Source organism: Williamsia sp. Y853, assembly GCF_056786495.1.
In genome coordinates this window covers 1,991,890-1,997,051 of sequence record NZ_JBXCJC010000001.1, presented here as the reverse complement: position 1 = coordinate 1,997,051, position 5,162 = coordinate 1,991,890, and the positions used below count along the sequence as shown (strand labels likewise).

Annotated in this window: 6 protein-coding genes; 3 read left to right on the top strand and 3 right to left on the bottom strand. The window is 63.8% G+C overall.

What is annotated here, in order from left to right; all coding sequences use genetic code 11:
- Positions 1-347: 347 nt before the first annotated feature.
- Positions 348-773, bottom strand: a complete 426-nt coding sequence (locus tag AC1TPF_RS09140) for a hypothetical protein (RefSeq protein WP_482135435.1) — start codon at positions 771-773, stop codon at positions 348-350.
- A gap of 299 nt (positions 774-1,072) precedes the next feature.
- A complete protein-coding gene (locus AC1TPF_RS09135; RefSeq protein WP_482135436.1) occupies positions 1,073-1,396 on the bottom strand; it encodes a hypothetical protein in 324 nt (107 codons plus the stop codon).
- A 352-nt stretch (positions 1,397-1,748) separates the two neighbouring features.
- On the opposite strand from AC1TPF_RS09135, the gene AC1TPF_RS09130 reads away from it, so the two are divergent.
- From AC1TPF_RS09130 to AC1TPF_RS09120, 3 genes are read left to right on the top strand one after another with little or no spacing between them, the layout of a single operon-like run.
- Positions 1,749-2,723 carry an ATP-binding cassette domain-containing protein gene (locus tag AC1TPF_RS09130; RefSeq protein ID WP_482135437.1) on the top strand — a complete coding sequence of 325 codons (975 nt, stop codon included), beginning with the start codon at positions 1,749-1,751 and terminating at the stop codon, positions 2,721-2,723.
- Entirely contained in the window at positions 2,720-3,538 is an 819-nt protein-coding gene (locus AC1TPF_RS09125) for an ABC transporter permease (protein WP_482135438.1), read from the top strand. The genes AC1TPF_RS09130 and AC1TPF_RS09125 overlap by 4 nt, the downstream gene beginning before the upstream one ends.
- The gene (locus AC1TPF_RS09120; RefSeq protein ID WP_482135439.1) at positions 3,535-4,800 is read left to right on the top strand and encodes an ABC transporter permease; all 1,266 of its coding nucleotides are present in this window, start codon (positions 3,535-3,537) and stop codon (positions 4,798-4,800) included. The genes AC1TPF_RS09125 and AC1TPF_RS09120 overlap by 4 nt, the downstream gene beginning before the upstream one ends.
- Positions 4,801-4,869: 69 nt before the next feature.
- Here AC1TPF_RS09120 and AC1TPF_RS09115 read toward each other — a convergent pair whose 3' ends face one another.
- Positions 4,870-5,097, bottom strand: a complete 228-nt coding sequence (locus AC1TPF_RS09115) for an MbtH family protein (RefSeq protein ID WP_482135440.1) — start codon at positions 5,095-5,097, stop codon at positions 4,870-4,872.
- Between the last annotated feature and the right edge of the window lie 65 nt (positions 5,098-5,162).

The following is a 5,162-nucleotide window of genomic DNA, read 5'->3' as shown; positions in this document are numbered from 1 at the left end:
TGGTTCGTCGGAGCGGCCAGCAATCAAAAGCTCTCGCTCCATTCTCGAACGAAATGCTCGCCTCGGGACACAAAGAACTCAGCTTACATGCATCTGGCGATGCCAAAGTCCACGGCCCTGCTTATTCCGCATTTCGCCTGATCGGAGGTTATTTACCACTCTAAATAAATTTTCGTGAATGAGTAGTTAGACAGGAAAATCTGTCAGCGCGGTCCCACGTCGGGGAACCGGGCGGCACAGCGCGACCGCGCAGGGACGAACAGATCCGCCAACGAGCCCCACCGGGTGCGGCAGGGCAGCGGACTAAAGGAGTCGCCGGAGAAACACACGGCGGATCGGGGAGCCGGTCAGGCGCCGGACAACCGGCTGGCGACGACGCGGAGGTCGATCTCATTTGTGCCGCCGGCATGCATCGGCGCAACGGGCGCGATGATGTTGTGCAGGTCGACCACGTCGGTGGATATACCGTTGACGGCTCCGTCGACGACCGATGCCACCACGGCCGGATCGGGCTCGCCGCCCAGAGCAGGCAGGCCCGCGAAGATCGCCGCCACCACCGCGGACCGATCATCCATCCGTTGACCCCGGATCACCGGCATCATCAGCCTGATCGCGGCATCGAGTTCGTGGTAGGTCAGCGCACGCTCGCGGTAACGGGCCACCACGCGTTCTGGTGTCGCGGCGGCGATCCGGGCGACAGCGTCGGGCAGTTCGATAGGTCCAGAAGTCTCGTCCGCGACCTGGTGGCGGGACCGAACAGTTGAGGTAGCCATTTGCACTCCAAACCTGGGCCCTCCAGCGACTTGAGAGGGCCTTGCACAGCCCATGGTCACAGGACAAACACCATAAGGAAAGGTTTCGAGCAAAGCCGTTACATCACCGAAATGTGCAGCCCGTCACATTTGATCGTCAAGATCAGACAACTGGACGTACGGAGGACAAGACCCGACGTCGGCCGGAACCGGATTTAAGGGATTCGGTGCCACCGGAACAGCAGATTGCCCAACGCCGCAGGATTTCTCCCACCCTCGGGCGAGATGTCGATGGCGGGGTGCGGCGGACCGCCCGCGGCTCAGCCCTCCGCGAGGACGATCAGGGCCCGGAGCCGGATAGCGCCCAACGTCTCCTCGAGGGCACGAGGGCCGGCCACGGCGAGCCCTGGAACGGTTGTCATCAACGCGACTGTGAGGGCGGAGTCGTCGATGCGTGGTGAACCGGTCATGGCGGTGGCGGCCCCTTGGGCGCGTGCCCGCAGGTCCGCGAACGTCACCGTGAAGTCACTTCCGCTCACTGCGGGCCGGTCGGGCGCGGCGTCGGCCGCGACGGCCAGCAGTTCGGTCAGGGCTCGGGGGTCTCGCCGACCTCGGAGGGTCTGTACCCCAACTATGGGATACATCTCTTTGTCATCACCCCGGACCTGTGTCACCACAACGCCCACCCCTTTCCGCGACCTGCTAATCAAACTGCACCTATCACACGACATTCCGCCTGCACCCCTGGGATATTCCCCCATAACGCCGTCGCTAAACTATGCATTTGAAGGCTATTACCAAGCAAAACGGAATTTTTCCTTTTCTGGGGAGGGTTATCGCCGGATGACCACTTGGTGTTACTGCTGGATTCTGCGATACGTTCGATGACGTCAGGTAAGGGCGATCGCGTCGCCGCGTGACCAAGATGACGACGGGATCGAAATGCAAGCTAAGCACAGTGGTGGTGCCCGAACGAGCCGGTCAGGTGAGTTCGACGTGTCGGTCGCTGCGCATACGCACGGCGTGGTTGCCGACGGGCTGGTGAAGCGTTTCGGCGACTTCACGGCCGTCGACGGAGTCAGCTTCGAGGTGCCAACCGGCACCGTGCTCGGCCTACTGGGTCCCAACGGTGCCGGGAAAACGACGACGGTCAACATGCTTGCCACCTTGCTCACACCGGACGAGGGCACTGCGCGCATCGCCGGCTACGACGTCGTCCGGGACCGGGCCGCCGTTCGCGCCTCGATCATGCTGACGGGCCAGTTCGCGGCTCTGGACGAGTCCTTGACCGGCCGCGAGAACCTGGTGTTGTTCGGCAAGTTGATGGGCCTGAGCAAAACCGAGGCGGCGCAGCGCGCTGCCGAGCTCCTCGATGCCTTCGATCTCGTCGATGCCGCGTCGCGACGCGTCGGAAAATTCTCCGGCGGCATGCGCCGCAGAATCGACATCGCGTGCGGTTTGGTGGTGCGGCCCGAGGTCGTCTTCCTCGACGAGCCCACGACCGGACTCGATCCGCGTAGCCGCCAGGATGTCTGGAACATCGTGACCTCGCTGCGAGACCTGGGGATCACCACATTGCTGACAACTCAATACCTGGAAGAGGCAGACCTCCTCAGCGACCGGATCGTGGTGATCGACAAGGGCCGCGTCATCGCCGAGGGCACCGCGGCAGAACTCAAGGAACAGGTCAGTGGGACGTTCTGTGAAGTTGTCACGAGCAACCCGGACGACCTCGCCCGGATCAAGGCGTTGCTGACCGAACTCGTTCCTGCGGACGAGATACGGATCGATCTGAACCGCAACTCGCTGACCATGCCTGCGGTGCGTTCGACGCAGACTCTGGTCGATGTCGTACGTCTCACCGATTTGGCCGGCATAGAACTCACCGATGTGGGCTTGCGGCGACCGTCACTGGACGACGTGTTCCTCAAGCTGACGGAAGGCCCGGCCGACGGCGCGGAGCACGCATGACAGTGACCGACGCCACGCGGGTGGCGATTTCCGCAGGCGGTCGCCGCCCCTCGGTCAGACCCGGCCGTCAGTGGCTGGCCCTGACCCAACGTTCCATCATCGGTATGAAGCGACAGGGCGAGTTCTTCCTGTCCATCACCGCACCCGTGCTGCTGACGCTCTGCTTCTACATTCCGCTGCGGACCATCATGGATGGTTATCCCGGAATGGATTACGCGCAGTTCCTCATGCCCGTCATCTGCCTGCAGTCGGTGGGCTTCGTCGCGACGTCGGCCGCGATGCGTGCGGCGAACGACGGCAGTACGGGGCTGACCAACCGGTTACGCAGTATGCCGGTGAACACCTTTGTCCCGCCGTTGGCCCGATTGGCCTCGAACGTCGTGCTGTTGGTGATCTCACTGGTGTGGGCGATCATCTCGGGTCTGGTGATCGGCTGGAGGCCCACCGCCGGGCTCCTCGATTTCATCGGGTTCATCGGGGTCGCGATGGTCGTCGGCGTGATTCTCGCCTTCGGCGCCGATACGATCGGCGCCGTCTCGAAGAACCCCGCGGCCACCAGCCAGGCCCTGGCCCTCCCCCAGTTGATCCTCGGAATGCTCTCGACCGGTTTCGTGCCCGAAGAGCGCTTTCCCGAATGGATCCAGCCGTTTGCGCGCAATCAGCCGATCTCACAGTTCACCGAACTGATGCGTGGATTCGACGCGGGCGATGTGTCCTGGGAACTGGCGCTGCCGTCCATCTGCTGGGCGGCAGGCATCACCGCGGCGGGTCTGGCCGCCGGTGCCCTCGTGACGATCCGGAGCAGCCGACGATGAGCAGGCACAGAGGAGACGACGGCGCCCCCCAACAGCACTGGTGGCGCAGCGATACCGGCGGATCGAGTCCCTCGCCGCGCCGCGTCCGCACCGGCGATCAGCCCACCACACGCTTTTCCCAGGAGGAACAAGACCGGGCCGATGCCGGCCAGTCCGGCTCCCATCAGACCCTCGTCGGTCCGTGGACCCTGCTTTCCCCCGGGGCCGCGGCAGCCGAATGGACCTCCGAACATTCGGCCGTGAGATACCCGCAGGCACCCGAACAGACCGGGCGCCCAATGACCCGGATCACCGACCGGGACTCCCTGGACCCGGTGGAACTGACCCCGGCGATGCAGCAGGCGCCCACGGTCCGGCTGGATCTCGGGCAGATCGCGGCGGCACAGATCGCGGCGGAACAAGCCGCGACGGAACAAGCGGCCGCGCTCAGCGGGAGGTCCACGACGGCCGCGACACGATTCCCCGCCGCCCGGACCACCGACGAGCGAGGGTTTCGCGCCTATCTCACGCATTCGAAAATCCTCACCGGACGACAGCTCCGAGTTGTCACCCGGGACCGGCTGACCCTGATTCAGAGTCTGCTGTTCCCGTTGCTGAGCATGGTCATGTTCAAGGTGGTGCTCGGTGATGCGGTCGGCGGTGCGACCGGGGAGAACAGTGCATACGGCACTGTTCCACTGGTGGTGCTCGTCGGGGCGATGTTCGGTTCGCTGGCAGTCGGGACCCGCTTGATCAGTGAACGCCGAACCGGCTTGCTGACGCGCCTGTACGTCATGCCGGTCCACCGCGGGGCCGACCTGACGTCGCGGATCACCGTGGAGATGCTGCGGATCCTCGTCGGTACGCTCGTGATCACGACGGCCGGAATGCTCATCGGCTGGCGTTTCGACGAAGGGCTGCTTTCGGCCGTCGGGATCTTCGCAGTGGCACTTCTCTACGGTGCGGCGTACTCGACCATCGTTCTCACAGTGGCGATGTCGGCGTCAAACGCTCCCCTGGTGCCCATCATGTCGCTGTGCACCAGTCTGCTGATGTTCTTCAATTCGGGGTTCTCGCCGGTCGAGGCCTACCCGGAAGTGCTGCAGCCATTGGTCCAGAACCAACCGATGACATGCGCGATAGAAACGATGCGGGCGTTGGCCATCGGCGGTCCGGTGGCAGAAAATCTCATCAAGACCCTCATCTGGGCCGTCGGCATACTGGTGGTCTTCGCCTATCCGGCACTTCTGTCCTACCGCCGGGCGGCCGCGGCGCGGGGTTGATGTCACAACCCGGTCCGGACACACCGACGAGGGGGACCGTCCGTCGGACGGTCCCCCTCGTGCGCGTTGTCAGTCCTTGTTCGCCTGGTCCGCGTTCATCGCGTCGATCAGGCTCTTCGGCCGCAGGTCGGTCCAGTTCTGCTCGACGTATTCGAGGCAGGCAGCCCGTGAATCTTCGCCGAAAACCTTGTTCCAGCCCGCCGGGATCTCGGCGAAGGTCGGCCACAGCGAGTGCTGATTCTCGTCATTGACGAGCACGAAGAAACGGCCGTCCTCGTCGTCGAATGGGTTGGTCATGTTGATACTCCCTTCCACTCCGGATGCACCGAGAGTGATGTCGCCTGTTTGTCGTTCTGTCGGAT